Annotated in this window: 1 protein-coding gene; it reads right to left on the minus strand. The window is 40.4% G+C overall.

The genetic code is table 11. From position 1 onward, the window contains the following. Window positions 1-4: 4 nt before the first annotated feature. On the minus strand, window positions 5-1,309 hold the full coding sequence (locus tag JOC49_RS13050; RefSeq protein WP_204665479.1) for an IS110 family RNA-guided transposase: 1,305 nt from the start codon (window positions 1,307-1,309) through the stop codon (window positions 5-7). Window positions 1,310-1,625 lie beyond the last annotated feature (316 nt).

A 1,625-nucleotide genomic window follows, 5' to 3' on the forward strand; every position in this document is an offset into this window, starting at 1 on the left:
TTAATTACGCTGCAAGTTTTAAAGGTGATTCTTTAGCATGACGCCAAGTTTGGTGATCTTCTGGGCTCCTTAAAGCAAAAGACTTTTCGTCACGGAGAACCGCGAAGATGTAGTTTAAAAGTTTGTGCATAACAGCTACAAGCGCCACTTTCTTTTTCTTGTTTTCACATTTTTTATGATAGTAGTCTCTAAGAATCGGATTGATGGCATCCCCCTTGCGGGTTGTCCTGATGGATGCTAGGGCAGCGGTGAATAGAACCCTTCTACCAAAACGTGTTCCACGCTTTGAAATTTTGTTTCTATCGCCATTAAATTTGCCTGACTGGTTAACACTTGGGTCGATTCCGAAAAATGCGACAAAGGCTTTTGGAGAGTGAAACTTTGAAAAATCACCAATCTCAGCAATAAGTGTTACCGCAGTAAGAAAGCCGATTCCAGGCATTTCTTCGAGAAGCTCGATGTAACGGCGTTCTTTAGTCGGAAAATCAGAACTTTGGATCATCGCTTTGAGCTGCTTGAGGATACCGTCAAGCCTGTCTTGAAAGCTTTCAATGTTTTCCACATGCGCTTTGATTTTAAGGCTTAGTATGTCAAATTCCATTGGCATAGACAGTGCATGTTCAGTGATTTCACGCAGAATTTCTACCTTTTTCATAGCCCAAGAAACGGTCTTACGACTGATTTTAGAAATCATTATGGCCAGTTCGTTCGGATCCGCTTCAGAAAGCAATCGTGGAGATGGATATCTTTTAAGAATCTCTAGAGAAGCTTTACCAAATGGGTTACCAAAGACGTCTATATATCCTGGGAACAGGAGATATAAATCCGTACAGAGCCTGTTTTTCATCTCAGTGAGCATATCAGACATGGCGTAGTATTCACGACTCATCATGCGAAGCGCGAGAATTTGAGGCTCAGGCACAAGAGAATACTTTACTTCTTGAAATTTTGCGAGTCTTGCGATAGATTCTGCATCTTTTGCATCATTTTTCACTTTTCTTAAGTCGAAATTCTTGGTAGAATGAACACATAGAGGATTCAGGACAAATCCTTTGAGGTCATTCGATCTCAGGAAATAGAAGAGTGGTAAATGAAAGATACCCGTAGATTCTACGAAGTAGATGGGCTTTTGTTTTAACCGCTCTTCTTCTTTTTTGAGAATCTCAAGAAGCTTGTTGAAGCCTTTTGGATTGTGATCAATCCTGAATGGCTTGCGAATAAGAGAACCACTTGGTTCAAGCATTGCAACCACAGAGAATTCTGAGGAAACGTCAATGCCTACAACAAAATCATTAATAAATTTAGACACAGTAACACAACCTTTCATTTCAGTATGAATCAGAGCATCCACTAAATGAAGAACGCCAAACAACCTTGCATTTGAAACGGGTATCACCCTAAGGTGGCCCAACCAGCTAAACATAGAATCGTCCTTGTGGAGTGACACGCTTTTTTACGGATAAGTCTTCTTAATGAAGGATCCAGGAGGCACGCACATCTATCTCTCTGACAAAGAGATTATAGCACGATGTTTAGGAAAATCAAGGTAAGGTGTCTGTGATTCATCTGAACTATAGATTTGAAATTATCAAAGAACATTCGGGGTTGGTTTTAAACCTTAACCC

This window comes from Fusibacter tunisiensis (genome assembly GCF_016908355.1).
GTDB lineage: Bacteria > Bacillota > Clostridia > Peptostreptococcales > Acidaminobacteraceae > Fusibacter_D > Fusibacter_D tunisiensis.